This is a genomic window from Bradyrhizobium sp. USDA 4369, assembly GCF_054056435.1.
Window position 1 is genome coordinate 1,216,811 of record NZ_JBSRYH010000001.1, and the last position, 25,620, is coordinate 1,242,430.

Annotated in this window: 29 protein-coding genes and 1 pseudogene; 14 read left to right on the forward strand and 16 right to left on the reverse strand. The window is 64.5% G+C overall.

Going from position 1 to position 25,620, the window contains the following annotated elements; genetic code table 11:
• The first annotated feature begins 273 nt into the window (after positions 1–273).
• From ACVIJ6_RS05710 to ACVIJ6_RS05740, 7 genes are all read left to right on the forward strand, one after another.
• Entirely contained in the window at positions 274–459 is a 186-nt protein-coding gene (locus ACVIJ6_RS05710) for an addiction module protein (protein WP_456771865.1), read from the forward strand.
• Between the two features lie 51 nt (positions 460–510).
• The gene (locus ACVIJ6_RS05715) at positions 511–753 is read left to right on the forward strand and encodes a DUF1902 domain-containing protein (protein ID WP_456771866.1); all 243 of its coding nucleotides are present in this window, start codon (positions 511–513) and stop codon (positions 751–753) included.
• Positions 750–911, forward strand: coding sequence for a type II toxin-antitoxin system HicA family toxin (locus ACVIJ6_RS05720; RefSeq protein ID WP_456771867.1), 162 nt, complete (start codon positions 750–752; stop codon positions 909–911). The genes ACVIJ6_RS05715 and ACVIJ6_RS05720 overlap by 4 nt, the downstream gene beginning before the upstream one ends.
• A gap of 222 nt (positions 912–1,133) precedes the next feature.
• Entirely contained in the window at positions 1,134–1,991 is an 858-nt protein-coding gene (locus ACVIJ6_RS05725) for an RDD family protein (protein WP_456771868.1), read from the forward strand.
• 44 nt (positions 1,992–2,035) lie between these two features.
• The gene (locus ACVIJ6_RS05730) at positions 2,036–2,185 is read left to right on the forward strand and encodes a hypothetical protein (protein WP_456771869.1); all 150 of its coding nucleotides are present in this window, start codon (positions 2,036–2,038) and stop codon (positions 2,183–2,185) included.
• Positions 2,186–2,275: 90 nt separating this feature from the next.
• Positions 2,276–3,215 (forward strand): IS630 family transposase gene (locus tag ACVIJ6_RS05735; protein WP_456771600.1). Its coding sequence is split into 2 segments (ribosomal slippage): positions 2,276–2,611 and positions 2,613–3,215, totalling 939 coding nucleotides; the frame shifts between segments, so codons are not numbered across the junction.
• Between the two features lie 57 nt (positions 3,216–3,272).
• A complete protein-coding gene (locus ACVIJ6_RS05740) occupies positions 3,273–3,569 on the forward strand; it encodes a HigA family addiction module antitoxin (protein WP_456771870.1) in 297 nt (98 codons plus the stop codon).
• A 145-nt stretch (positions 3,570–3,714) separates the two neighbouring features.
• On the opposite strand, the gene ACVIJ6_RS05745 is transcribed toward ACVIJ6_RS05740, so the two are convergent.
• Positions 3,715–5,046, reverse strand: a complete 1,332-nt coding sequence (locus ACVIJ6_RS05745) for an MBL fold metallo-hydrolase (RefSeq protein ID WP_456771871.1) — start codon at positions 5,044–5,046, stop codon at positions 3,715–3,717.
• Positions 5,047–5,484: 438 nt separating this feature from the next.
• On the opposite strand from ACVIJ6_RS05745, the gene ACVIJ6_RS05750 reads away from it, so the two are divergent.
• Complete coding sequence (locus ACVIJ6_RS05750; protein ID WP_456771872.1) at positions 5,485–5,691, forward strand: hypothetical protein; 207 nt, start codon at positions 5,485–5,487, stop codon at positions 5,689–5,691.
• A 104-nt stretch (positions 5,692–5,795) separates the two neighbouring features.
• Here ACVIJ6_RS05750 and lysA read toward each other — a convergent pair whose 3' ends face one another.
• The 3 genes from lysA to argH form a co-directional block, all read right to left on the reverse strand.
• Complete coding sequence (gene lysA, locus ACVIJ6_RS05755; RefSeq protein ID WP_456771873.1) at positions 5,796–7,061, reverse strand: diaminopimelate decarboxylase; 1,266 nt, start codon at positions 7,059–7,061, stop codon at positions 5,796–5,798.
• A gap of 272 nt (positions 7,062–7,333) precedes the next feature.
• On the reverse strand, positions 7,334–7,627 hold the full coding sequence (gene lptM, locus ACVIJ6_RS05760) for an LPS translocon maturation chaperone LptM (RefSeq protein ID WP_456771874.1): 294 nt from the start codon (positions 7,625–7,627) through the stop codon (positions 7,334–7,336).
• A gap of 83 nt (positions 7,628–7,710) precedes the next feature.
• Positions 7,711–9,102 (reverse strand): argininosuccinate lyase, encoded by a 1,392-nt coding sequence (gene argH / locus ACVIJ6_RS05765; protein ID WP_456771875.1) that lies wholly within the window; start codon positions 9,100–9,102, stop codon positions 7,711–7,713.
• Positions 9,103–9,198: 96 nt separating this feature from the next.
• On the opposite strand from argH, the gene tlpA reads away from it, so the two are divergent.
• Positions 9,199–9,888, forward strand: coding sequence for a thiol:disulfide interchange protein TlpA (gene tlpA / locus ACVIJ6_RS05770; protein WP_456771876.1), 690 nt, complete (start codon positions 9,199–9,201; stop codon positions 9,886–9,888).
• Positions 9,889–9,899: 11 nt separating this feature from the next.
• On the opposite strand, the gene ACVIJ6_RS05775 is transcribed toward tlpA, so the two are convergent.
• From ACVIJ6_RS05775 to ACVIJ6_RS05800, 6 genes are all read right to left on the reverse strand, one after another.
• Complete coding sequence (locus ACVIJ6_RS05775; protein ID WP_012041438.1) at positions 9,900–10,097, reverse strand: putative motility protein; 198 nt, start codon at positions 10,095–10,097, stop codon at positions 9,900–9,902.
• A gap of 85 nt (positions 10,098–10,182) precedes the next feature.
• Positions 10,183–11,061 (reverse strand): 3-hydroxybutyryl-CoA dehydrogenase, encoded by an 879-nt coding sequence (locus ACVIJ6_RS05780; protein WP_012041437.1) that lies wholly within the window; start codon positions 11,059–11,061, stop codon positions 10,183–10,185.
• Positions 11,062–11,159: 98 nt separating this feature from the next.
• Positions 11,160–12,104 (reverse strand): electron transfer flavoprotein subunit alpha/FixB family protein, encoded by a 945-nt coding sequence (locus ACVIJ6_RS05785; RefSeq protein WP_012041436.1) that lies wholly within the window; start codon positions 12,102–12,104, stop codon positions 11,160–11,162.
• Entirely contained in the window at positions 12,104–12,853 is a 750-nt protein-coding gene (locus tag ACVIJ6_RS05790; protein ID WP_456771877.1) for an electron transfer flavoprotein subunit beta/FixA family protein, read from the reverse strand. Before ACVIJ6_RS05790 ends, ACVIJ6_RS05785 begins: the two co-directional genes overlap by 1 nt.
• A 117-nt stretch (positions 12,854–12,970) precedes the next feature.
• The gene (locus tag ACVIJ6_RS05795; protein ID WP_456771878.1) at positions 12,971–13,543 is read right to left on the reverse strand and encodes a cob(I)yrinic acid a,c-diamide adenosyltransferase; all 573 of its coding nucleotides are present in this window, start codon (positions 13,541–13,543) and stop codon (positions 12,971–12,973) included.
• A gap of 18 nt (positions 13,544–13,561) precedes the next feature.
• On the reverse strand, positions 13,562–13,756 hold the full coding sequence (locus ACVIJ6_RS05800; RefSeq protein WP_012041433.1) for a twin transmembrane helix small protein: 195 nt from the start codon (positions 13,754–13,756) through the stop codon (positions 13,562–13,564).
• A 130-nt stretch (positions 13,757–13,886) separates the two neighbouring features.
• Between ACVIJ6_RS05800 and ACVIJ6_RS05805 the strand changes: the two genes are divergently transcribed.
• Complete coding sequence (locus ACVIJ6_RS05805; protein WP_456771879.1) at positions 13,887–14,780, forward strand: YihY/virulence factor BrkB family protein; 894 nt, start codon at positions 13,887–13,889, stop codon at positions 14,778–14,780.
• Here ACVIJ6_RS05805 and ACVIJ6_RS05810 read toward each other — a convergent pair.
• From ACVIJ6_RS05810 to ACVIJ6_RS05820, 3 genes are all read right to left on the reverse strand, one after another.
• Positions 14,707–15,846, reverse strand: coding sequence for an ATP-binding protein (locus ACVIJ6_RS05810; RefSeq protein ID WP_456776909.1), 1,140 nt, complete (start codon positions 15,844–15,846; stop codon positions 14,707–14,709). The two genes, ACVIJ6_RS05805 and ACVIJ6_RS05810, sit on opposite strands and share 74 nt — an antisense overlap.
• A gap of 507 nt (positions 15,847–16,353) precedes the next feature.
• The gene (gene gluQRS, locus ACVIJ6_RS05815; RefSeq protein ID WP_456776910.1) at positions 16,354–17,223 is read right to left on the reverse strand and encodes a tRNA glutamyl-Q(34) synthetase GluQRS; all 870 of its coding nucleotides are present in this window, start codon (positions 17,221–17,223) and stop codon (positions 16,354–16,356) included.
• Positions 17,223–18,056, reverse strand: coding sequence for a nucleotidyltransferase domain-containing protein (locus tag ACVIJ6_RS05820; protein WP_456771880.1), 834 nt, complete (start codon positions 18,054–18,056; stop codon positions 17,223–17,225). Before ACVIJ6_RS05820 ends, gluQRS begins: the two co-directional genes overlap by 1 nt.
• Positions 18,057–18,144: 88 nt before the next feature.
• Here ACVIJ6_RS05820 and ACVIJ6_RS05825 point away from each other — a divergent pair, with 88 nt between their 5' ends.
• The 4 genes from ACVIJ6_RS05825 to ACVIJ6_RS05840 all read left to right on the forward strand — a co-directional run bounded on the left by ACVIJ6_RS05825 (position 18,145) and on the right by ACVIJ6_RS05840 (position 21,808).
• Positions 18,145–18,798 carry a DNA-3-methyladenine glycosylase family protein gene (locus ACVIJ6_RS05825; protein WP_456771881.1) on the forward strand — a complete coding sequence of 218 codons (654 nt, stop codon included), beginning with the start codon at positions 18,145–18,147 and terminating at the stop codon, positions 18,796–18,798.
• A gap of 104 nt (positions 18,799–18,902) precedes the next feature.
• On the forward strand, positions 18,903–19,994 hold the full coding sequence (locus ACVIJ6_RS05830) for a DUF2855 family protein (RefSeq protein ID WP_456771882.1): 1,092 nt from the start codon (positions 18,903–18,905) through the stop codon (positions 19,992–19,994).
• 69 nt (positions 19,995–20,063) lie between these two features.
• Complete coding sequence (locus tag ACVIJ6_RS05835) at positions 20,064–21,035, forward strand: peptidyl-alpha-hydroxyglycine alpha-amidating lyase family protein (RefSeq protein ID WP_456771883.1); 972 nt, start codon at positions 20,064–20,066, stop codon at positions 21,033–21,035.
• Positions 21,036–21,250: 215 nt separating this feature from the next.
• Positions 21,251–21,808, forward strand: a complete 558-nt coding sequence (locus ACVIJ6_RS05840; protein WP_012029992.1) for an HNH endonuclease — start codon at positions 21,251–21,253, stop codon at positions 21,806–21,808.
• Between the two features lie 289 nt (positions 21,809–22,097).
• On the opposite strand, the gene ACVIJ6_RS05845 is transcribed toward ACVIJ6_RS05840, so the two are convergent.
• The 3 genes and pseudogenes from ACVIJ6_RS05845 to ACVIJ6_RS05855 form a co-directional block, all read right to left on the reverse strand.
• Positions 22,098–24,206, reverse strand: coding sequence for an arylsulfatase (locus tag ACVIJ6_RS05845; RefSeq protein ID WP_456771884.1), 2,109 nt, complete (start codon positions 24,204–24,206; stop codon positions 22,098–22,100).
• 52 nt (positions 24,207–24,258) lie between these two features.
• Positions 24,259–24,609: pseudogene (locus ACVIJ6_RS05850) on the reverse strand (hypothetical protein); the annotation flags it as partial.
• Between the two features lie 418 nt (positions 24,610–25,027).
• Positions 25,028–25,279, reverse strand: coding sequence for a hypothetical protein (locus ACVIJ6_RS05855; protein ID WP_456771885.1), 252 nt, complete (start codon positions 25,277–25,279; stop codon positions 25,028–25,030).
• Positions 25,280–25,620 lie beyond the last annotated feature (341 nt).

Below are 25,620 nucleotides of genomic sequence, written 5' to 3' on the forward strand. Positions count from 1 at the left end.
CGCACCGGGATCGTTCGTCCGCGCGAGCAAGCCCACGCTGCGACCCGATGCGCCCACCGCATCCCGCACCCGACGTCCGTGACGATCGCGAAGCGCCCCCTCTGTGGGACGGGATGCGCGGAGTAGAGCACGATTTCGGATAAAGCGCAATAGAGATGCTGGGGGTGAATCGCCGATTATCTTCCATATGCTGCGAGCCGCTCGCGTGTCCGCGCCGACCGCGGTATAGTTCAGCAACGGGACGATAGCGGAGGCCCTGAAACCAGGACGACCTTGGATCTTGCCGCCCTCACGCCCCAGGAGCGGTTCGATCTCCTGACAGATCTATGGGACAGCCTGGCCGCCGAAGGCGTGGTACTGCCCCCGACGCAGGAAGCCGAGCTTGCGCAGCGTCACGCCCGCGACTTGGCAAGGCGTTCGGCTCGGCATCGTCGCAGGGAAGCCCCACTGCGGGGTTGATTTTTCCGAACGGCGCACCAGACCATGCGCGGAGCAGAGGAGCACGCCGGCATGTCGACCATCATGGTTCGCGCGACCTGGGACCCGGAAGCCAGCTATTGGGTCGCCGAAAGCCCTGACGTGCCCGGCCTCGCCACCGGCGCCGCGACACTCAACGAGCTGGCCGCCAAGATCCCCGGCATCATCCAGGACCTGCTCGAAGACACCGACGCTGCCAACGTCGCAGAGACAGAAATTCCCATCGAGATTATCGCCTCGATCTCGACCAAGGTGCGCGCCCACGTGGCCGCATGAAAAGCTTCACGCCCGAACTTCTGCGCGAGGCAGGATGCGAATTTGTGCGGCATGGGCGCGGCGACCACGAGATCTGGCAGAGCCCGATCAACGGCCACCGCTTTGTCGTCGACAACGCCATTCCCTCACGCCATCTGGCCAACGCCGTCCTGAAGTAGGCAGGAATGCCCAAGTCGTTCTGATGGCGATCTGCCGGGAGCTGGACCTGATGGACACGGCGGCGACGGGTCCACTGCATGAATATCGCGTCGCGCCGATTTCACGACTATAATAGCAAGTGACATTGTGTCCGCCACTAGGCTTCCCGGGCGCCAGACCGTTTTCATTTTGATCGCACCGCGATAGGGTGCCGATGCGCTTTGGCTTGGGGGAGTCAGCACATGAGCGATGACTGGTACTTCAATGTCGGCGCGGAGACGGCGGGGCCGATTTCGTACGACGCACTGGTCGCGAAGATCAGGGAGGCACCGGATCAGATCCAGTTGGTCTGGACAAATGGAATGGCCGACTGGGCCAATGCACGAACCGTGCAAACGTTTGCTACTTTCTTTGCGTCCGGTCCGCCGCCGCTTCCCGCATCGGTGGGCGAGGCTGTTTCGCCTTACTCAGTGCAGGCGCACACCGCGCCACCTCACACCATGCTCCTTCAGACGGGATCGCCCCAAGATGTCGCCGGCCAGTCCCGCGATGCCGAATCAGTGACTGTCCAACTGCACCCATGGCGGCGATATTTTGCGCGCATGATCGATATATGGATATTCAGCTGGGTTGCAGGCATTGTCATACTGCTTGCGATGAACGTCTTGGTCTCGTCGCAAGCAGCGAATTATATCAATGACCAAATGCTCGGCTGGGTCATGGTGGCCTTATACATCCCGTTCGAAGCACTCCTGCTGCAATTGTTCGGCACGACGTTCGGCAAATACCTCTATGGCATCGTCCTGAGACAGAACGGCTCCTCCTTCAGCTATGCGCAAGCGCTGCGCCGCTCGACGATGGTGTGGTGGCGCGGCCTGGGTACGGGCTTCCCGCTAGCATCGCTGCTCACTCTGACGACCGCATATTCCAACCTGAAGAAGAACAAGGTGACTTCTTGGGACCGGGATTGCGACTGCACGGTCTCGCATGCGCAGATGTCCAGCGCGAGATTGATCGCTATTTTGCTAGTCTGGGCACTACTCCTCGTCATCATTTCCGCAATCATCGTTGCGCCCACGCCTGCCAGAGCATTCGATTGAGCACGACCGTGGATTCCGTACGGTAGAAGAGACTAGTGCTATGATTGAGAACACCGACGCTGCGGGATTACGGTGACAGTACTGTCACCGTAATCTCCGGCAGCATTGGCCGGCTCGGCGGTCAGGAATGGCGGATCGTATTCCGATGGACCGATGCCGGTCCGGAGGATGTCGAGATCATCGACTATCACTAAAGCGGGATGAGAATAGTCTGAATCGATTTGGGATTCCCAAATCAGCGTGTTTCTGATTCACCGTGTTGGCTGGGAAGGAGGCCAGCACGGATGGGCGCACCATATTCTCTGGACCTTCGAAAGCGGGTTGTCGCCGCGATCAAGGGCGGGATGTCTCGCAATAAGGCGGCCAAGCAGTTTGGGGTCGCGATCAGCACAGCGATCAATTGGGCCAGGCTTGAGAAGGAGACAGGCAGCATCGAACCTGGCCAGATGGGCGGCCATAAGCCCAAGGCGATCTCGGGTGAGCATGCCACGTGGCTGCAACAGCGAATCAGAGCGAGCGACTTCACCTTAAGAGGGCTGGTGGCCGAGCTCGCCGAACGCGGGTTGAAAGTCGACTACCGTTCGGTCTGGGAATTCGTTCATGCCGAGAAGCTCAGCTTCAAAAAAAAGCGTGGAGGCTGGCGAACGCGATCGTCCTGACGTGGCGCGGCGACGAGAGCAATGGAGGAAATATCAAGATCGCATCGACGCCACGCGCCTTGTCTTTATCGACGAAACCTGGACCAGGACAGACATGGCGCCGTTGCGAGGATGGAGCCCGCGTGGCAGCAGGCTGACCGCCAAAGTCCCTCACGGACGGTGGAAAACAATGACCTTTCTGGCGGCACTGCGCCACGACCGCATTGATGCACCATGGTTCATTGAAGGGCCGATCAACGGCGAAAGCTTTCGCACCTATGTAGAGCACGTTCTTTTGCCGACCCTTCATCCGGGCGATATCGTGATCTTGGACAACCTCGGCAGCCACAAAAGCAAAGCCGTCCGCCAATTGATCCGCTCGGTAGGAGCCAGGATCTTCTTCTTGCCCAAATACTCGCCCGACCTGAACCCAATCGAACAGGTCTTTGCCAAGCTCAAGCACCTTCTACGCAAAGCCGCGGCGCGAACCGTCGACACGGTTTGCGCCGCAATTGCTGTTGCCCTCGACGCCTTCTCCGCAGAAGAGTGTGCCAACTACCTCAAAAACTCAGGATATCGAACTTAATCTCATCTCGCTTTAGCCCGGACGAACCGAATAGGACCACCGAACACGAGAGCGCAGATGGCGAAGAAACTTCCGCCGGTTCATCCCGGTGAAATCCTGCGGGAAGAATTTCTCGTCCCGCTCAAGCTCACGCCTTATGCGGTCGCGGCCGCGCTGAAGGTGCCGCGGACGCGGATCGAACGCATTGCGCGCGAAGAGAAGCCCGTGACGGCCGACACTGCGCTGCGGCTCGGCAAGTTTTTCAAGACCGGTGGCGCATTCTGGATGAACATGCAGGCACGCTTCGATCTTGAAACAGCCGAGGACGTGCTCGCGCCTGACATCGAGAAGATCGCCGCTTACGAAGCGAGCTGAGCGCCACCGGGCCGACGTATTCCCGAAGACTTGAGGCGGGCAATCCATCACCGTCATCGGCCGCCGGTCCGTCCCACAAACGATTGAGGGCAGCCACCGGACCGGTGCCTGCCCCCTCGCGGTCGCCATGATGCGCTTGCCGCGTTCAGCGCCGGTCGTCGTCGTCGCGGTCGTGGCGATCGGATCCGCAGAACTGCGCAGTCCGGGCTTCCTTGTTGGGGTCGTGCCATTGCGGATCGTCGATGTCGTAGACCATCGGCTTGGCGTAGTCCGCCGGATCGACCAGCCAGCGCGTCGTCGGCCACTGGTCGAGCGTCAGCCCCAATCGCTTGATCTGGTCGAGATAGCCGCCATAGACCGCGAGCGACACCGACTCCTTGAAGGTCGTGCCCGTGGTCAGATGCATCGGGATGAAGATCTTGGGCTTGAGCGCCTGGACGTAGGCGAACGGATCGCGATAGGTGTTGTTGTCGAAATCCGATGTGGCGATCGTCCCCAGATCCACGTCGGTCGGCGGCAGGCTCTGCATGAGGTTGACGAGGCGCTGGCCGTCGGCCGGCGTGCCCGTGGTCCAGCCGCTGCCCCGCCCCTCCTTCAGCGCGCCCGCCGAATTGTACCAGACCAGCGTAAAGTGGCGCCCCTTGCGCAGCACGACATCGAAGAACAGCGCGACCGGACCGCCGGGCCCGCTATTGCCGGAGGTGGCGATGTTCATCTGCCCGGACAGCGCCCCGCTCTTGCCGGGCGCCAGCGGCGTGCCGGCCGGAAACAGCGTGGCATCGCGCGGATCGGCGGCGTAGTAGACGGACGGCGTGGGCGCCCGCGGCCAGGTCGGATCGGGCGGGACCGCGATCGAATGCAGATGCCGGAACGCGATGACGCAGGCCTCCGGCTCGAGGAAGTTCAACCGCACCACCTGCGTCCCCGGCACCGATCCCGCCGATGTCACCGGCTTGCACGACAGCGCGGCGCCGCGCGGAAACGCCGTGGCCGCGTTGCCCTGAATGGCCGCATCCGTCGCCTCACGGGCGAAATCGGCCTGCATCGCCGCGCAGGTCTCCTCGGAGGCGTAGATCGTCGCGCCGGTCTTGGCGGCGAGATAGGCCGCATTGTCGGCGTGGTCGAAATGCCCGTGGCCGAGCAGAATGGCTTCCGGCGCGAGGTCGACGAGATCGCCGATCACCAGCGGCGTGCGCCCCGGCGTCACTTCGAGCCGCGTGATGTAGGTGTCGAGCAGGATAACACGGCCCGCGATCGCGGCAGCAAGGCTGGAGTTCGACAGCCATGACAACACGACCTTGTCCTCCGCGACGCGACCGCTATGCGGATCGACATTCTCCACGCCGAAGAACTTCTGCCGTGCGGCGACCATCTTGGCGTCCGCGGCCTGCAGTGCGCTGCAGGACATCCAGCCGGCCAACAGACAGGCGCCAACCGCGCCCCCCAGCCTCAGCGTCAATCGTAATGGACCCGACATCCGGACTCTCCTCCCTCTGATGATTTTTGTGGTTATGATGATTGTGATGCGCGCCGCCCGGCTGCAGCAGGGCGGCGACGACGACATCTCGCGTGTCACGGAAAGCTGGTCTTTCGGCCGGCGCCGGCGCTCGCGTCGCTGAGATCGTTCAGCCCGCAACCGGCGCGCCGCGCTGCAAATACTCTGGCTGGCGATGCTCTGACTGGCGATGCTCTCGCCCCATCTCTCTTCGCGTTTCCTTCAACCGGTCGCGCAGTCTGGTCCGCTGCATGGGTCGCGAGCGTAGAGTTGTCCGTCGCACAATTTCAACGCACGGACGATTATATAAAAAATTGGAATAATCTCCGTCGCCGCGACCCGGTTGATTGGCCCGGCGGATCGTCGCCGGCTGGGCCAATGCCGCTCGTATCGCTCGCCGGTTCATGTCATCCTGATCCCATGACCGACGCGACCACCCGATCGATGCCATCTGCCCTTCCCGCGAGCGAGGCCGAGCTCGCCGAATGGCAGAGCTTGAGCCGGGAGGAGCAGATCGCGCGCTATCGCGAGGTCTTGGAGCATCCGGACAGTCTCAGGATCAGCGACTCGACCGCGAGCGACGTCCTGGCGAAGGCGCGGCAGCTCGTCGCAACGCGGCGTGGCTGAATTCAAGCTTTGGGCCCGCGCCGAAGCCGGGCCGAAGCCTCGCAGGCATCCTGCATCAATCACGTCAGATCAGACCAGGTTTGTTCGACTGAGGAACGTCCCCCTCACAACCACGGCGCCGGCGTATCCATCGCGATCAGCTGCTCGACCTCGATCCTTGGCCGGATCACCGCGGACTGGTCGCCCTTGACCAGCACCTCGGGGACCAAAGCGCGGGTGTTGTAGGTGCAGGCCTGCACGGCGCCGTAGGCGCCTGATGTCATGATGGCGAGGAGGTCGCCCGGCTTGGGCTCGGGCAGCGTGCGGTCGAGCGCGAGGTAGTCGCCGCTCTCGCAGACCGGGCCGACGACGTCGGCTGTGAAGCTCGGCGCGCCCGGCGCAGGGTGGATCACCGGGAGGATGTCGTGATGCGCCTCGTAGAGCGTCGGGCGGATCAGATCGTTCATCGCGGCGTCGATGATGACGAAGTTCTTGGCCTCGCCATGCTTCACATAGATCACCTTGGCGACCAGGATGCCGGCATTGCCGACGATCATGCGGCCGGGCTCGAACATCAGGGTGCAGCCGAGATTGTGGCTGACGCGCTTGACCATCGCGGCATAGGCTGATGGCTCCGGCGGCACGGCGCGGTCCATGTGATAGGGGATGCCGAGGCCGCCGCCGAAATCGACGTGGCTGATATTGTGGCCGTCGGTGCGCAGGGTCTGCACGAAGTCAGCGAGGATGCGGAACGCGGTCTCCATGGGGCCGAGATCGGTGATCTGGCTGCCGATATGGACGTCGACGCCGGTGACCTCGATGCCTTTCATCGTCGCCGCGCGGGCGTAGACCTTGCGGGCGTGCTCCAGCGGAATGCCGAACTTGTTCTCCGACTTGCCGGTCGAGATTTTTGCGTGGGTGCCGGCATCGACGTCCGGGTTGACGCGCACCGAGATGCGGGCGGTGTGACCCGTTTCGACGGCGAGCCGCGCCAGCAGGTCAAGCTCGGGCTCGGACTCGATGTTGAGGCAGTGGATGTCGGCCGCCAGCGCGGCGCGCAGCTCGGCCTCGGTCTTGCCGACGCCGGAGAACACGATTTTGCGCGACGGGATGCCGACCGCCAGCGCGCGCTTCAGCTCGCCGCCGGAAACGACGTCGGCGCCGGCGCCGAGTTTGGCCAGGGTGCGCAGCACCGACTGGTTGGAATTGGCCTTCATCGCGTAGCAGATCAGGACGTCCTGGCCGGCGAAGGCATCGGCGAACACGCGGTAGTGCCGCTCCAGCGTGGCGGTGGAGTAGCAGTAGAACGGCGTGCCGACGGAGGCGGCAAGCTCGGCGAGATTGACGGCCTCGGCGTGCAGCACGCCGTCGCGGTAGTCGAAATGGTTCATGGGTCAGGTCCGCGCGCGGGGCTGCGAGATGAAGTGATTGTGGCGGCGAATTGCCGGGAAATGCGGCGGATTGTCAATTGACGCGGCCACCCTCCCCTGGAGGGGGAGGGTCGACGCACGGCGCGTCAGCGGCGTGCGTCGGGGAGGGGGGTGACGCCGCGAAGGCGCTGCTCGTGGAGAGATCACCCACCCCGCCTCGCGCTACGCTCGTCCCGAGGCCACCCTCCCCCTCCAGGAGGGTGGCAGCGACGGCGGATCGAGCGAGTTTGCCCCTATTTGCTATCCAGCAGCGGGTCGAGGATGAAGGGTTTCTTGGTGCCGCGGGAGGCGGCGGGGCCGGCGTCGGTTCCGTAGCCGGAGTTGAACAGGCCCGGCTTGTTGGCGGTCTCGGTCGCGGTGTCGGCGGGGGCGGCCGACATCTGCGGCGCGGGCGGCGAGTTCGCCGGCAGGTCCAACGGGCCCTTGCGCCCGCAGGCGGCGAGCGACAGGGCGGCAACCCCGATCACAAGGAGAGGCCAGGCTTTGGACATCGGACGGCGGCTGCGATTCACGTGTGAGATCCCCATGCGGGCTGCACCATACAGAGATTGACCGGACGTGGCGAGTGCCGGGGAGCCACGCCGGTCCGGTCAAATTTCAGACAACGGCCCTACTTTCGCTGTTTTTCCAACCGCTTCAGCCAGCCCTTGGCTTGGCTCGCCACGTTCTTCGGCGCGGTGCCGCCGAAGCTGGTGCGGCTCTTCACGGACGCCTCGACCGAGAGCACGCCGAGCACGTCGGCCGTGATCTTCGGCTCGACCTGCTGCATCGCCGAGAGCGGCAGCTCGTGCAAGGCGACACCCTGCTTCGACGCCAGCGCCACGATCCGCCCGGTGACGTGATGGGCCTCGCGGAACGGCATCTTCAGCGTGCGCACCAGCCAGTCGGCGAGGTCGGTGGCGGTGGCATAGCCCTCGCCGGCGGCGGCCTTCATGCGGGCCTCGTCGGGCACCAGATCGAGCGCCATGCCGGTCATGGCGCGAATGGCGAGCGACAGCGCGGCGAAGGCCTCCATCGCGCCCTGCTTATCCTCCTGCATGTCCTTCTGATAGGCGAGCGGAAGGCCCTTCATCACGATGAGGAGCCCGTTCAGCGCGCCGATCACCCGGCCGGTCTTGGCGCGCACCAGCTCGGCGGCGTCCGGATTGCGCTTCTGCGGCATGATCGAGGAGCCGGTGGTGAACTTGTCCGACAGCTTGATCAGGCCGACCAGAGGCGAGGTCCAGATCACGATCTCCTCGGCGAAGCGCGACAGATGCACGGCGCAGATCGAGGCGGCCGACAATGTCTCCAGCACGAAATCGCGGTCGGACACCGCATCCAGCGAATTGGCCATCGGGCGCTCGAAGCCGAGCGCCTCCGCGGTGGCGTGGCGGTCGATCGGGAACGAGGTGCCGGCCAGCGCGGCGGCGCCGAGCGGGGATTCATTGAGCCGCTTGCGGGCGTCGAGGAAGCGGCCGCGGTCGCGGCCGGCCATCTCGACATAGGCCAGCAGATGGTGGCCGAAGGTGACCGGCTGCGCCGTCTGCAGATGGGTGAAGCCGGGCATCACGGTGCCGGCATGGTCGAGCGCGCGGCTCGCCAGCGCATGCTGATAGGCGGCCAGCGCGGCGTCGATGTCGTCGATCGTGTCGCGCACGTAAAGGCGGAAATCGGTCGCGACCTGGTCGTTGCGCGAACGGGCGGTGTGCAGGCGGCCCGCGGCGGGGCCGATCAGCTCGCCGAGCCGGCTCTCGACATTCATGTGAATGTCCTCGAGCGCTCGCTTGAACGCGAACGCCCCCTTGGTGATCTCTGACAGGATCGTGTCTAGACCCTTGCCGATATTTTTCGCATCACTCGGCGTGATGATGCCCTGGGCGGCGAGCATGGCGGCGTGCGCCTTGGACGCGGCAATATCCTGCGCATAGAGGTGGCGATCGACGTCGATCGAGACGTTGATATCCTCCATGATCTCGTCGGGACGCTCCGAGAACCGGCCACCCCACATCTTGTTGCTCATGCCTGCCGCTCTTAAGCCTTGCTGATCGCCAATGGATGGGACACATCGTGCAGTGCCCCGCAAATTCGCGCCTCTGATAGCCGCAACCGAGCCGAGATGACAAACGATAAGCCAGAGCCGTCCCCTGCCCGCCCCGCTGGATCGCGGAAAACGCTGCTGGCCGCGGCCGCCGTCGCGGTGGTCGCCGTCGCCGGTGTGGCGGCGGTGGCGTTCGGCGGGCTGCTGAAGGGCCGTCCGGCGGGCGACCAGGCCTGCCAGGCCGCGGTCGCGACCGCCCAGCGGATCGCGCCGCTGATCAAGGGCGAGGTCGCGGCGCTGACCCCGGCCACCGCGCCGCTGCGGCTGCCGGATCTCGCTTTCGAGGACGGGACGGGGGCGCCGAAGAAACTGTCCGACTTCCGCGGCAGGACGGTGCTATTGAACCTGTGGGCGACCTGGTGCGTGCCCTGCCGCAAGGAGATGCCGGCGCTGGACGGGCTGCAGGCCAAGCTCGGCAGCGACGCCTTCCAGGTGGTCGCAGTCAACATCGACACCCGCGACCCGGAGAAGCCGAAGGCCTTCCTGGCCGACGCCAAGCTGACGCAGCTGGCCTATTTCAGCGACCAGAAGGCCAAGGTGTTCCAGGACCTGAAGGCGGTGGGCCGGGCGCTGGGCATGCCGACCTCGGTGCTGGTCGACGGCAATGGCTGCGAGATCGCGACCATCGCCGGCCCGGCCGAATGGGACAGCGCCGATGCGGTCAAGCTGATCCAGGCGGCGACGGCGAAGACGGCGGCGGGACTCTGACCGAGCAGAACTCAGGCGGCGATGTTGAGATTGCCGCCGACGCCGGGGCCGACATTGGCGAGCGACAGCGTCTGCTGCGCGCCGCCGAGCAGGGTCAGGACGGCATCCTTCTGCGCATTCAGGTTCTGCTTCAGCACGGTCGTGGCGACCTGCTGCTGAGTTGCACTCGCCTGCTGCGCCAGGGCCGCAGCCACCAAGCTCATATCCATACGCTTATACCCTCGTTACGGGCACTCTAACCCGGCAACCTTAACGAAGCGTATCGATCCGCCCATCCAACGCCGGGTTGTGCGGTCAGCGCGTCGGGACCGGCTTGGGCCCGCGGTAATCGTAGAAGCCGCGCTGCGTCTTGCGGCCGAGCCAGCCGGCCTCGACATATTTCACCAGCAGCGGGCACGGCCGGTATTTGGAATCCGCCAGCCCCTCATGCAGCACCTGCATGATCGACAGGCAGGTATCGAGGCCGATGAAATCGGCCAGCTCCAGCGGGCCCATCGGATGATGCGCGCCGAGCTTCATCGCCGCATCGATCGCCTCGACATTGCCGACGCCTTCATACAGCGTGTAGATCGCCTCGTTGATCATCGGCAGCAGGATGCGGTTGACGATGAAGGCCGGGAAGTCCTCGGACACCGCGATCTGCTTGCCGAGCCGGCCGACGAACTCCTTGGCCGCCTCGAAGGTCGTGTCGTCGGTGGCGATGCCGCGGATGAGCTCGACCAATTCCATCAGCGGAACCGGATTCATGAAATGAATGCCGATGAAGCGCTCGGGCCGGTCGGTGCAGGCGGCGAGCCGCGTGATCGAGATCGACGAGGTGTTGGAAGCGATCAGCGCCTCCGGCTTCAGAACGGCGCAGAGGTCATGGAAGATCTTGCGCTTGACGTCTTCCTTCTCGATCGCGGTCTCGATCACCAGATCGCAATCGGCGAGGCCGTCGAGGCTGTCGGCGAGCGAGATATGGTTCAGCGCCTTGCTGCGCGCCTCGTCGGAAATGACCTTCTTGGCCACCTGGCGGGTCAGGTTGCCGTTGATTGTCGCCATGCCCGATTTCAACCGGTCGGAGGTGACGTCGTTGAGCACCACATCGAGCCCGGCCAGGGCGGCAACATGCGCGATGCCGTTGCCCATCTGTCCCGCGCCGATCACACCGAGCTTGTTGATCTGAGCCATGTTGTCATCCACCGGAACGGCGCGCCATGTGCGTCCGTCCATGCCCTAGAAGTGAGAACACCGGCCGCCGAGGTCCCATGCGGCCGGTGTCACAAGCGTTACTTGCCGAGCTTGCCGAGCGCGTCGGTCAGTTCGGGAACCGCCTGGTAGAGGTCCGCCACCAGGCCATAATCGGCCACCTGGAAGATCGGCGCATCCTCATCCTTGTTGATGGCGACGATCACCTTGGAGTCCTTCATGCCGGCAAGATGCTGGATCGCGCCGGAAATGCCGACGGCCACATACAGCTCCGGCGCCACGACCTTGCCGGTCTGGCCGACCTGCCAATCGTTCGGCGCATAGCCGGCATCGACCGCGGCGCGCGAGGCGCCGACGCCGGCGCCGAGCTTGTCGGCGAGCGGCTCGATATATTTGGCGAAGTTCTCGCGGCTCTGCATCGCGCGGCCGCCGGAGACGATGATCTTGGCCGAGGTCAGCTCGGGACGGTCGCTCTTGGCGACCTCCTCGCCGAGGAAGCTCGACAGCGCCGGATCACCGGCCGCCGCGACGGTCTCGACCGACGCGCTGCCACCCTCGCCGGCAGCAGCGAAGGTCGAGGTGCGCACGGTGATGACCTTCTTGGCGTCCTTCGACTTCACGGTCTGGATCGCGTTGCCGGCGTAGATCGGCCGCTCGAACGTATCGGGCGCGACGACCTTGATGATCTCCGACACCTGCATCACATCGAGCAAAGCGGCGATGCGCGGCATCACGTTCTTGAAGCGCGAGGTCGCGGGCGCAACGATCGCGTCGTAGGTCGCGGCGAGCTTGACGACGAGGTCGGCGAGCGGCTCGGCGAGATCATGCGCATAGGCGGCGTCATCGGCCAGCAGCACCTTCTTGACGCCGGCGAGCTTGGCAGCAGCTTCCGCAGCGCCCTTGGCGCCCTGGCCCGCGACCAGCACGTCGACATCGGCGCCGAGGGCTGTGGCCGCCGTCAGCGCCTTGTTGGTCGCGTCCTTGATCCCGGCATTGTCGTGTTCGGCAATCAGCAGCGTGGCCATCAGAGCACCCCCGCCTCGGTCTTGAGTTTGTTGACGAGTTCGGCGACGTCCTTGACCTTGACGCCGGCCTTGCGGCCCGCCGGCTCGGTGGTCTTGAGGACCTCGAGACGCGGCGTGAGATCGACGCCGGTATCGGCGGCGGTCTTCTCGGCGATCGGCTTCTTCTTCGCCTTCATGATGTTCGGCAGCGAGGCGTAGCGCGGCTCGTTGAGGCGCAGATCGGTGGTGACAATCGCCGGTCCCTTGAGCTTCACGGTCTGCAGGCCGCCATCGACCTCGCGGGTGACCTTGAAGTCCGAGCCGTCGACCTCGAGCTTGGAGGCGAAGGTCGCCTGCGCCCAGCCGAGCAGCGCGGCCAGCATCTGGCCGGTCTGGTTCGAATCGTCGTCGATCGCCTGCTTGCCGAGGATGATCAGTCCGGGCTGTTCCTCCTGGGCGACCGATTTGAGGATCTTGGCGACCGCGAGCGGTTCCACATTGCCCTCGGCCTTGACCAGGACGCCGCGATCGGCGCCCATCGCCAGCGCCGTGCGGATCGTCTCGGAGGCCTGCGCAGGCCCAATCGAGACCACCACCACTTCGGTCGCCTTGCCGGCTTCCTTCAGCCGCAGCGCTTCCTCGACGGCGATCTCGTCGAACGGATTCATCGACATCTTGACGTTGGCGAGCTCAACGCCCGATCCGTCGCTCTTGACGCGGACCTTGACGTTGTAATCGACCACCCGCTTGACCGGCACCAGAACCTTCATCGATCCTCTTTCGCTCTAAATTGTCCGGGGTTGACCTTTCGGGCGCGGAACCTAAAGCGCCCGTCCCCCCCGGTCAACGCGCGAGGGGTGAAAAAAGCGACCTCACACGCCGCCGGGTTAACGGTTCTGCCCGGGCACCCACAAGACATCACCCGCGCCGTTGCGGTTCGCGGCGCGGCTGGCCACGAACAGGAAATCCGACAACCGGTTCATATAGCGAATGGCGGCCTCGCTGACGGGCTCGTCCGGCCTGCCCGCGAGTTCCGCGATAATCCGTTCCGCCCTGCGGCAAATGGTGCGGGCGACGTGCAGATGCGCCGCCGCCGGGGTTCCGCCCGGGAGCACGAACGAGGTCAAGGGCGAGAGCCGCTCGTTGAGCGCATCGATATCGCGCTCCAGCCGGTCGACCTGGCTGGCGACGACGCGCAGTCGCTCCGCCTTGCCCTCGCGTTGCGGCACCGCCAGGTCCGCACCGAGGTCGAACAGATCGTTCTGGATCAGCCCCAGCATCGCGTCGATCTCGGGCGCTTCGCCGAGATGCAGCCGGGCAACGCCGATCGCGGCGTTGGTCTCATCGACGGTTCCATAGGCCGAGACGCGCAGATCATATTTGGGACGGCGCTCGCCATTGCCTAGCGCGGTCGTGCCGTCGTCACCGGTGCGCGTGTAGATGCGATTAAGGACTACCATGTTGTTCTCAACGTCCCATCAACGTCCCATGGCCCAAATGGCCGCCATTGCAATGACGACCGCAACGAATTGCAGGATCACCCGCCAGCGCATGAGCTTCTGCGACAAATTCGGCGAGCCGCCGCGCGTCATATTGACGAGGCCGAGAAACAGCACCAAGGCGACCGCGCCGATGGCGATAGGAAGGATGAATTTACCGAGGAGCGAAGCCATTGGGGCTAGATAACACCGCGCGGCTGGGAGCGCCATGGCGGATCGGACGCCGGCCGCTGCAACTTCTGGCTTTTGGGCCCGTATTATTGGATTGTAGGGGACTGGTTGTCTTCGCGGAGTGCAGGGACAGGTGAAGGCGCTTCGCTACATCTTCCACGTGGTCATGGATGCGTTCTACACGTTCCTCGCCGATGACGGCTGGGCGATCGCCAGCCATATCGCGCTGTCCACGCTGATGGCGCTGTTTCCGTTCCTGATCGTCCTGACCTCGCTCGCCGGCTTTCTCGGCTCCAAGGAGCTCGCCGATCAGGCCGCCACCTTGATACTGCAGACCTGGCCAGCCCAGGTCGCGGATGCGCTGACCGGCGAGATCCACGACGTGCTGACCACGACCCGGACCGACGCGCTGACCATCGGCGCGGTGCTCGCGGTCTACTTCGCCTCGAACGGCGTCGAAGCGTTGCGGGTCGCGCTCAACCGCGCCTATGGCGTCATCGAGCAGCGCCGTTGGTACTGGCTGCGGCTGGAATCGATCGGCTACACCCTGGTCGCGGCCTTCACGGCGCTGGCGATGTCGTTCCTGATCGTGCTCGGGCCGCTGATGGTGGCCACGGCTCGGCGCTATCTGCCGCTGGCGGTCGAAGCCAACGAGCGCTTCGTCAACCTCTCGCGTTACGGCATCACCATCAGCGCCCTGATCGTCGCCCTCTTCATCCTGCATGCCTGGCTGCCGGCGGGGCGCCGCAGCTTCATGCAGATCATGCCGGGCATCGTCTTCACCTTCATCGCCTCGCTGGTGTCGGGCATCGTGTTCGGCCAGTATCTGGCGCGGTTCGCCAACAATTACGTGACGATGTATGCGGGGCTCGCCTCCGTGATCATCGCGCTCGTCTTCCTCTATTTCATCGCCGCGATCTTCGTGTATGGCGGCGAACTGAACGCATCGATCATCAAGTCGCGGCTGCCGCACGGTGTGTCACTTCAAGAAGCGCAGTCGCTAGAGCCCGCGGCGAAACGGGCTTGAGCAGGAACGCATCGGCACCGGCAGCGCGCGAGGCGGCCTCATCCTCGCCGCGGCCGGACACGCCGATGATCGGGATGTCGCCATGCGGGGCGCCGAGGGCGCGGATCCGCGCGACCGTCTCGATGCCGTTGATCCCCGGCAGCACCATGTCCATCAGTACCGCATCGTAGCTTCCAGCCGCGATCCGCTCCGGCGCAGCCTCACCGCGTCCGATGAACTCGGCCTGGTGACCGAGCTCATTGAGGATGGTGTTGAGCACCACGCGACCGAACGGGTTGTCCTCGACCCCGAGGATCCGCAACGGTCGTGCCGGCGCCAAAGTGACGCCGTCCTCGCCTTCGCCCGTCGTCGTGTGCGGGGCCGCGGCGACCAGCAGCGTGACCGTCAGCGTGAACGTCGTGCCGCCCCCCTCATGCGGCGTCACGACCACGTCGCCTCCCATGGCCCGCGCCAGTTGCCGGACCGACGACAGGCCGAGGCCGGCCCCGCCAAAGCGCGAGGCGATGGTGACATTGGCCTGGCTGAACGGCCGGAACAGCCGCTTGATCTCCTGCAGGGTCAGGCCGATGCCGGAGTCCGAGACGCGGAAGGCGACCGCAACCTTGCCTTTGGTGGCGCGCCTCGCCGGCTTGCCGCCAGCCGCCTTGGCCAGGGCGATCTCCAGCGCGACGCCCCCCTGCTCGGTGAACTTCACGGCATTGTCGATCAGGTTTTCCAGCGCCGCGCGCAGCCGGACGGGATCACCGATCACCAACCCTGGCAGCGCGTCGGACACGTCGACGCGCGCCTCCAACCCCTTGGCGGCAGCGCGCCCCGACAGCGAGTCGCCGGCGGCGCGGGCCAGCACGCGCAGATCGAACAGATCCTCCCGCAGCGACGCGCCGGTGGTCTCGTCCTTGGCGGCGTCCACGAACAAGGTGGCGAGGCTGGACAGATGCTCGGCGCCGGCCTTGATCGTATCGACCCAGCGCCGCTCACGCTCGCCGAGTTCGGAGGTGGCGAGCAGATCGCTGATGGCGAGAATGCCAGTGAGTGGCGTCCGAACCTCGTGGGCGAAGACCGCCAAGGCGGCTTCGACGACCCCCGCAGCCGGCGTTGCTGTTGCGGTGGCCTTCAGCACCGGCTTGGCCGATCCAGACTTGGTGGACCCAGCTTTGGCCAAGCTCCGATCGACCCCAGCCATCGCCGTGACCTGAGGAACCCGCTTCTTCAAAGGCCGCGCTTTGGCCGGCGCCGCCTTGCCGGCTGACGCGCGGGACCGCTCTGTCGTGGAGGACGCCTTTCCGCCGCGCGTCGCGGACGCACCGGCGGCCCTGGACGCGGCCGGCTTAGCCGATCGGGCCCGACGCCCCGTACTCATTTTCCGAACGCGCTTCATCATGGCCCCTGTGACATGAACTCCGGAAACGAAGGGGCACTTCTATTGTCATGTCTCTCGTGCCGCTTTCGATTGAAGCTCCCGATTACCCGCGCTGCTTGTCAGCATGGCACGGCCGTTCCCGGGTGTCACGATGCGCCCGAGGTTGTCCCCGCCGGAAACATGCGAAGAGGCCGGAGAAGGCAGCCGAAACGGCTACACCAAGCCAATCCTGTGTCGGATTTCCGCCGATGATACGCCTTCCGCGCGCAGAGCGCGCAATCCGGTCGCGCGATTGGACTTGGACAGCTTGTGGCCATCGCCATCGCGAATCAGTTGGTGATGGCGATAGAGCGGCGCAGGCAGGCCGAGCAAGGCCTGGAGCAGCCGATGGACGCTGGTCGCGTGAAACAGATCCTGGCCGCGCACGACCTCGGAGACCCCCTGCAGGGCATCGTCGATCACCACGGACAGGTGATAGCTGGTCGGCGTCTCCTTGCGCGCGAGCACCACGTCCCCCCACGCCCGCGGCTGCGCAATTGTGACACCGGTCTCGCCGGCAGGCCCGCTGCCGAGCTCGTCCCAGCTTACCTCGCCCGCTCGCGCGACCGCAGCCGCCATATCGAGCCGCAACGCATAAGGCATGCCGCGCGCCATCAGCTCTGCACGCCGAGCATCAGACAGCTGCCTGGCCGCTCCCGGATACAGCGGGGCGCCGTCGGGATCACGCGGCCAGTTGCCGTCGGCGTCCCGTTGCGCCACCAGGCGGGCAATCTCGGCCCGGCTCTCGAAGCTCGGATAGACGAGCCCCATGGCCTGCAGCCGCGCCAGCGCCGCGCCATAGTCGGCGAGGTGCTCCGACTGCCGCCGCACCGGCAGCTCCCAACTGATGCCAAGCCAGGCAAGATCCTCATAGATCGCCTGCTCATAGTCGGGCCGGCAGCGGGTCGGGTCGATATCCTCGATGCGCAGCAGCAGCCGCCCGCCGCTCGCCTGCGCGCGTTGGAAGTTCAAAAGTGCCGAATAGGCATGGCCGAGATGCAGGTAGCCGTTCGGGCTGGGGGCAAATCGGAAAACGGGTGGCATCATGGTGAGATCGAGGAAACAGATCCTGGCGCACCCCCTCCCTGGGCTTCGTGCTCCAGACGTTCGACCACGGTCCGGTAAAATTGCTCAGCCCGATGCATCTCCACGGCTTCCCTGCGACGACCATCGCCGAAAGCAGATCGGGCCAGCGCGAATTCGACATCGATGAAATCGGCCACGCCTTCAGGCAACGCCGCGACACCAAGTTCATGGGTCAAGGCTTTCCGCCGCATCAGCTCCGCAACGACCTCTTCCAATTCAGCCGGCGGGGCGCACTCCGCCAGCAAGGTCGGAAAATGCATCGGAGGCACCGCCTCGGCCGGACGCAACGCATAGAAGATTTTCTTCTGCGCAACCAACGTGCCGTCACCAAAATACACGCGCCGTTGCCGCTCGCCGAGATGCAGGTAGTGCCGCGCGATCGCATCGCGGCTCGCGACCGACCTCGCGAAAGCGAGGAAATCATCACGAAACCAAGCAAGGCCGCGGTACACCACCGGCGACCGCAGCCACTCGATGATCACGGCGTTGCCCTTCAGCAGGAGCCGCAGCGCCTTGGCGAGGTCCCACCCATTGGCATCGAAATCGTCCTGAAGCGGAAACTCGATGACGTCGCGCACCGGCCATGGCTTGATATGATCGGCCGCGCGCCGCACATAGACGAACCTGCAATCATAGTCGCTGTCGGGAGAGGCAAAGCCCCAGGCGCGGCTACCGCTTTCGACCGCCAGCGGCAGAAACACGCCGTGCTCGCGAACGACACGATCCAGCAAAGTGTCGACCCCCGCCACCTTGTCGGGAGCCGTGTCGGCGGGGATGCTACGCAGACTCATGGAGAGTTCCAACCTTGACTGACGCTGCCTTACCCCCGCACGTCCTTGCCGTCCACCCAACGCGCTCACCGATACTGCCGGTGCTGAGATGACCCTGCACCTCGACAGCCAGGACAGTCTCGAAGACGCGGTCCGCACCCTGGTGCAGCGGGACGAGCGGCTGGCGCCGATCCTTGGCGCCACCGGCATGCCGGCGCTGCGGCGGCGTGAGCCGGGCTTTGCCGGCATCGCCCACATCGTCTGCGGCCAGCAGCTCTCGACCGCGAGCGCGGCGGCGATCTGGGGCCGGCTGCAGGCGGCGTTCGATCCGTTCGATGCGGACGCGATCCGCCGCGCCCGCGCCGACCGGCTGGGTCGGCTCGGGCTGTCCGCTGCCAAGATCAAGACGCTGAAGCACATTGCACGCGAGCTTGCCGCCGGCCGGCTCAATCTCGACGTGCTCGCCAATGAGGACGCCGATGCGGCCCACGCCACGTTGACCACCCTGCCCGGCATCGGGCCCTGGACGGCGGACGTGTATCTTCTGTTCTGCCTGGGGCATGGCGATGCCTGGCCGGCCGGCGATCTGGCGGTGCAGGAAGCCGTGAAGGCCGGGCTCGGCCTCGCGGCACGGCCGACGCCGAAGCAGATGATCCCGCTTGCGGAAGGCTGGCGCCCGCTGCGCGGCGCGGCCGCGCATCTGTGGTGGAGCTATTACCGCGTGCTCAAGAAGCGGGAGGGCATCATCGCGCCGACCAACTAACAACTCCAGCAAACGCTGTTTGAAACAAAGTTGGGGTTGCAAAACGGTCATGGATAACGGCCAGGATCGGGCATGAGATGCCCATGAACGGCCGAGGTCCCATCATGCAATCGCACGACTTTCTCGTCGCACGCCAGGATCTGGAGACTTGCAGGACGATCAGCACTGAATGTCCTGACCTTGACGCGCTGCCGAGCGATGCGCTGCTGGTGAAGGTCGACCGCTTCGCCTTCACCGCCAACAACATCACCTACGCGCTGCTCGGCGAGCAGCTGAAATACTGGCAGCTGTTTCCCGCGCCCGACGGCTTTGGCATCATTCCGGTCTGGGGCTTCGGCGACGTGATCGCGTCCCGCAATCCGGCGGTCGCCGAGGGTGAGCGCTTGTTCGGCTACTTCCCGATGGCGACGCATCTTTGCATCGAAGCCGCCGATATCAGCAAGCGCAGCCTGCGCGACGCAGCCGCGCACCGCCAGGGCGTCGCACCGGTCTACAACGCCTATGCGCGCGTCGGCGGCGATCCGGCCTTCGCCGGCCGGCAAGGCGACCACCAGGCTCTGCTCCGGCCGCTGTTCATGCTGTCGTTCCTGGTCGACGACTTCCTGGCCGAGCAGATGCATTTTGGCGCGACCACAGTGATCCTGTCGTCGGCCTCGAGCAAGACCGCCTTCGGCCTCGCGCACCTCCTGCATACGCAGCGCCGGGGCATCCGCGTGATCGGGCTGACCTCGCAATCGAACGCCGCCTTCGTCCGCTCGCTCGGCTGCTACGATGAGGTGGTGACTTATGACGCGGTGGACACGCTCGACGCGGCAACGCGGGCGGCGTTCGTCGACATGGCGGGCCATGCCGGCCTGCGCGCCGCGCTGCATCGGCACTATGGCGACAATCTCGTCTATTCCGGCCGCGTCGGGCTGACGCATCAGGACGACAGCCACGATGCGACGCCGCTTCCCGGCGCCCGACCGAGCTGGTTCTTCGCGCCGGACCAGATCAGGAAGCGGGCCAAGGCGTGGGGGCCGGGCGGCGTCGAGGCCCGGCTCCAGGCGGCGTGGCGCGACTTTGCCCCGCGGCTCGATGGCTGGCTCACGATCACGGATGGGCGCGGGCCGGAGGCTGTGCGGCGGGTCTATCTCGACACATTGCACGGCCGCGTTCCGCCGCAACAGGCGCATATGCTGACGATGGCGAATTGAGCGGATGTCCGCCTGCGGGCGAACCGTGTAGCCTTGCGCGAATTCAGCTTGCACGGGGAGCGCCAGGCGATGTCCATTCTCGGCTCGGGGGACTACATCTATCGCGTCGTGAAGGACTGGGCGAAGCTGCCCGACGGCTGGGCGCTGAGCGACGTCGCCTCGGTCGCCGTCGACAGCAAGGATCGCGTCTACGCCTTCAACCGTGGCGCCCATCCGATGATCGTGTTCGATCGCGGCGGCCATTTTCTGACGAGCTGGGGCGAGGGCCTGTTCCGCCGCGCGCATGGCCTGGCGATCGACGCCGATGACAATCTCTATTGCACCGATGATGGCGACCATACGGTGCGCAAATGCACGCCCGAGGGCAAGGTGCTGCTGACCATCGGGCTGCCGGAACGCCCCGCTCCGTTCATGAGCGGCGAGCCGTTCAACCGCTGCACCCATACGGCGCTGTCGCCGTCCGGCGAGATCTACGTGTCCGATGGCTACGGCAACGCGCGGGTCCACAAATACACCCCCGACGGCCGGCTGATCCGCAGTTGGGGCGAGCCGGGCTCGGATCCCGGTCAGTTCAACATCGTTCACAACATCGCGACGGATGCCGACGGTTTCGTCTATGTTGCGGACCGCGAGAACCACCGCATTCAGGTGTTTGACGGCAACGGCCGCTACGAGACGCAGTGGAACAATCTGCACCGGCCCTGCGCGCTGTGCGCCTGCGGTTTCAGGCGCAAGACCTTCATCATTGGTGAGCTCGGACCGGGCATGCCGGTCAATCTCAACGTTCCCAATCTCGGCCCGCGCTTGACGATCACGGATGCGAGCGGAACGCGCATCGCCCGCCTCGGGGGCGAACACGGTCCCGGGCTTGAGACCGGCCGTTTCCTGGCTCCTCACGGCCTGGCGATCGACAGCCGGGGCGATATCTATGTCGGCGAAGTCGGCGTGACCAATTGGGGCACCAGCTTTCCGGACCGCCCGATGCCGGCGGAGGTGCACACCCACCGCTGTCTGCAGAAGCTGCAGCGGATGCCGGCGTGATGGCGTCGTTCGACCGCCCTCGATAACGCCGATTTGCAACTGACATGCAATGCGACAGCCGAGCTCCGCCACCGTTCCGACGGACTTAGGGATCAGGCTGGGATCGTGGGAGAAGTCGAGTCAAGCCATTCTTGGGGCTTCACAATCCCGTCACGCTGCATGTAGTATGTGAGGGCATGCTGCTTCGCAGCCGTTATGGAGGCCAGGAGCGTTACTTGAACGCACATGTCTCGCAAGGCGGTTGGCCGGTGTTGGTGCTGAACGCGGACTTCCGGCCGCTGAGTTACTACCCGCTGTCTCTCTGGTCGTGGCAAGACGCGATCAAGGCGGTGTTCCTCGATCGCGTCAACATTGTCGAGTACTATGACAGGGCGATCCGAAGTCCATCCTTTGAGATCCAGCTGCCGAGCGTCGTTTCGCTGAAATCCTTCGTCAAACCGACGACGCACCCGGCCTTCACCCGCTTCAACGTCTTTCTGCGCGACCGCTTCGTCTGCCAATACTGCCACTCCGGCGACGACCTCACCTTCGACCACGTCATTCCGCGCAGCAAGGGTGGCCAGACCACCTGGGAGAACGTCGTCGCCGCCTGCTCGCCCTGCAATCTGAAGAAGGGCAATCTGACGCCGCAGCAGGCCAAGATGTTCCCCAAGCAGGCGCCCTACGCGCCGACCGTCCACCAGCTCCACCGCAACGGACGGCTGTTTCCGCCGAACTACCTGCACGACAGCTGGCTCGATTATCTGTATTGGGATACCGAGCTCGATCCGTAGCCGCGTGGTTCGTCATCGGGTTTGTCGCGCACCCCAGAAACGGGTGAAATACCCCGCATCTGGGTCACCGCGTAGTCCGCGAACCCGACGCTGACCATGTTGCCCGGACGTTCGCTTCTACTCGTCTTACTGATTACTGAGCGCCGCGCTCAGGGCGGATCGGCCACGACAGCCCCGACGCGCCACGCAATCTGCATACCGACGCAGTCGATCCGCAAAATGACTTGGCCTGAAATCGATGTCACAGCTTGCGGCGTGCACCGCGAAGGTCGCACGCCACAAGCCTGTCTCAATCGGACAGCGCCTTCTTCAGCATGGCTGCGTTACGCGCGCGGACGGCTTCTTCGTTGTCGGCGTTCTTCATTTCCTTCACCTCGACGGTCACACGGCCGATCTTGCCCGTGAACCTGAACGGCACCTTGTAGGCTTCAGTGACCGGAGTGCCCTCGTCGACCCCGACGTCGGCGCCCTCGTCCGCTGAGAAAACCCCGAACTGGGTACGTTCGATCCGGCCCGTTGCGACGGCTCGTCCGTCGACGAGAATGGTTCCAACACCGCCCTTGCCGAGGCCGCCACCGTCATAGGCAAATTCGAAGCGGATCGTCGTCTTTCCGGCCGGCAATGCCTGCTTGGCAGCCAACGTGTATCGCTGCAGGCCGAGGAAGTTGTAGGTGTAGGTCGGCTTGCCGTCCTTCAGGTACAGACTCCAACCGCCGAACCGACCGGCCTGAGCAAGGATTACGCCGTTGGCGCCCCCCTTTGGAATGTCCACATCCGCGGTGATGCTGTGCGACCGGTTCTTGATGTTGATGAAGACGTTCTCTGACATGCCGACCATCCCCTCATAGACCGTAAGGGAGGTCCGGCCGGCCATAAGGTCGGGGCGCCCCACCAGCGCCGCGTTGGTCCGCTCCAAGGTGCGGTCGTCGAGCGGCAGAACCGAGTACTTCTCAGCTTCCTTCATGAAGAGACCCTGCATGTCCTTGAGCTTCTCCGGGTTCTTCGACGCGAGGTCGTTCACCAGGCTGAAGTCCGCCCGGGTGTCGTAAAGCTCCCAGACATCCTGCTCCAGCGAGCGTCGCGGCGTGGTCTCCCATGCTGCGCGATGAATCGTGCCGGCAAGCCAACCATCATTGTAAATGGCCCGGTTTCCGAAGATCTCGAAGTACTGCGTCTTGTGGGTGCTCTCTGCTTTCGCGTCGGCGAAAGAGTAGACCATGCTGGTGCCTTCGATCGGCGTCTGAACGGTACCGTTCACGCTCTTGGGCTCGGGCAAGCCGGCTGCCTCCAGGATCGTCGGCGCGACGTCGATGACATGGTGCCATTGCGTGCGCACCTCGTTCTTCGCCTTGATCCCCTTTGGCCAGTACACCACCATGCCGTTGCGGGTGCCGCCGTAGCTCGACGCCACCTGCTTCGTCCAGGTGAACGGGGTATCTCCGGCGACTGCCCATCCGGCCGCATAGTGGCTGTAGGTATTCGGCCCGCCGAGATCATCGTAATGCTTGAGGACGTCCTGAACAGTCTCTTGCACGCCGTTGAAATAGGTCATCTCGTTGAACACCCCGCTCATGCCGCCCTCGGCGCTGGCGCCGTTGTCGCCGACGATGTAGAAGATCAACGTATTGTCGAGCTGGCCGGCGGCTTCGATGCCGTTGACCAGCCGGCCGATCTCCGTGTCAGTGTATTCTCCGAAGCCGGCAAACACCTCCATCTGCCGCGTAAACAGCTTCTTCTCATCCGCGTTCAGCGACGCCCAATCCTTGATGGCTTCCGGCTTGGGGGCGAGCTTCGTGCCGGCGGGCACCACGCCAAGCTTGATTTGCCGCGCCAGCGTCTCCTCGCGCATCGCGTCCCAGCCCCGGTCGAACTTTCCCTTGTATTTCGCGATCCACTCCTTCGGTACGTGGTGCGGAGCGTGCGTGGCACCTGGAGCGAAGTACATGAAAAACGGCTTGTCGGGCGTCAGCGACTTCTCCGACTTCATCCACGCGATGGCCTTGTCGGTCATATCGGTCATGAAGTGGTAGTTCGGATCCTTTGGCAGTTCGACCTGCGTCATGCCGTCGTAGATCAGTGGCGCCCACTGGTTTGTTTCGCCGCCCATGAATCCATAGAACTTGTCAAAGCCCTGACGGGTCGGCCAGCGATCGGTCGGACCGGACGGGCTGACTTCCCAAGCCGCGGTCTCATGGTTCTTGCCGAAATGCGCGGTGCTGTATCCGTTCAGCCGCAACATCTCCGCGATCGACGCCACGCTGTTGGGACGCTTGCCGGTCTGCCCCGGGAAAGACGTCCCGGTCTCCGCGATCGAGCCGAAATTGTTGACGTGATGATTGCGCCCTGACAGCAGCGCCGAACGGCTCGGCGAACACAGTGCGGTGGTGTGGAATTGCATTGTAGCGCAGTCCTTCGTTGGCAAGTCGATCGACCGTCGGCATGTGAATCGGGCCACCGAAGGCGCTTGACTGGCCGAACCCCATGTCGTCGATCAGGACGATCAGCACGTTCGGCGCTTTGGCAGGCGCCTTGACCTCAAAGCGCGGAGGCGGCGCGCCGGCGTTTCGAACATCGAGCACGGAGCTGTGCGGATAGACCGGTTCAGGAAGCGGCAAGACGGTACGATCGGTCGGAAGCACGACACCTGGAGGAGCACCGTCTTGCGCAAAAGCGGGCATGAGGGCCAGCGGCGCACAGACGACCGGCGCGACAAGCGCACGTGCAAGATACGCAACTCCTGCCCTCAGCGCTTCCTTGGTTTGAAGGAGGGATCGCCGATGGAAAGAGACAAAATCAGACATTGTGTTCTCCTGCTTGAACGTACCTACTCAGGAAGCGAATGCTGCCGATACAAACGACGTATGAACATTGGCGCGGTCGGCCCCGACGAACTCAGGGTAGCCAACGAGACGCTTAATCAGCGCCCGAGCGATCCCGGCTCAGAGATAGGCGAGATACGAACTTGCCCAGACAATGATGGACATGATGACCCCGATCGGGCCGGCGTTTCCCGCAATCGCCCACGCACTGCCCGGCAACTGGCCTGGAGTTGCTTGACCTGCTGTCTGGCTTGGACCAGCGATGCCTCAAGCGGTGTTACCTTCTGCTTGTAGGGCGTCGGTCTATTTGGAAAGGCACCGCACCTGCCTTGACAGAAACGTTTTCTCCCGCAGCACGAATACGACGACCATGGCTTCTGCTCCGAAGCAATGAGTTGGCCTACCGCCGGCCAGCTCGGTTGACGGGGCCACCCCGGTTCATCGGAGTTCCGCGCACGCCGACGCCTGGAGTCACTACAGCGCGAGCGACCGGCCGCGGCCGCAGCACGACACCTGCCCGGGCAACGCACCCGACGGGATATTCGACGTACTGACAGTAAACGACCGCGGCGGCTTTTTCGGTGCTCGCGGCGACGACGCCGGCGACAAGACCTGTGGTCAGAAGCGCCGACATTGCGAACGACATTCTCATTGCGTATCCTCCCGTTGTCAGATGGCGACCTTTCGGCCCATTCGCGTGCCCGACATTGATATGGATCACGCAATGCGCTTGCTGCGCGTTATTGTTATCCGGTGCCCGAGCACCATGGCCCTGCTCGGTCCTGGCGATCGATCTCGCCTTTCGATCTCGTGTCCGTTGACCTGACTCCGGCGAGATGATGATCGCAGGACGCGCAGTCTGTATGCCTGCCGACGGTCATATGCTGGAGGGATCGAGCCGTTGGGAAGCAAACGAAAGAAAGTCGGCGGCAAGAACAGGCGGCACAGAGATGCCGCGCGATCAACATCGCCGATCGGGAGAAACGAAACCGC